The sequence below is a fragment of the Vibrio genomosp. F10 str. 9ZD137 genome (assembly GCF_049974785.1).
Lineage (GTDB): Bacteria > Pseudomonadota > Gammaproteobacteria > Enterobacterales > Vibrionaceae > Vibrio.
Map to the genome: position 1 here is coordinate 1 of NZ_JBNGCJ010000073.1, position 518 is coordinate 518.

Annotated in this window: 1 pseudogene; it reads right to left on the bottom strand. The window is 46.9% G+C overall.

The features are described 5' to 3' along the window. Positions 1–518: pseudogene (locus ACP45E_RS00955) on the bottom strand (amidohydrolase family protein); the annotation flags it as partial.

Below are 518 nucleotides of genomic sequence, written 5' to 3' on the forward strand. Positions count from 1 at the left end.
TAAACATAGCAGCGCCGACAACGGTACTGGCAGCACCCCAAGGGTAAGCGCCAACAGTAACATTGATGCCATTGTCTTGCGCTTTATTGACCATAGGCAAAATGGAATCAATATCTTTCAACGAAGTACTGTTGATGTGGCAAAGGTGCATATGAGCACCAGTAATGGCTGCATTACCGACAAGTTCTTTGACTGCTTCAAAAGAGCTTTGTGGCTCGGTATTACTCGCATAACGAACATGAGTGTAAGTGGCCACATCACGCTCTGCGGCGAGTTCAGCAAGTGCATAATACTCTTTTTGACCGTGCCCAGGTGCGTATCCGGCGTTAATACCAATGCCTAATCCACCTTCATCAAGGCCTTGTTCAATTAACTTGATGATTTTGCTTTCTTGCTCTGGTGTGGCGATATCCATTTTCCAGTCGTTGCGAGATTGCGCTTGTTGAAAATACGTTGCAGTGGCTTGAGGCAGAGTATCACTGAACGTAGCGATGCGAGCATATGTCCAACCCGCTGCT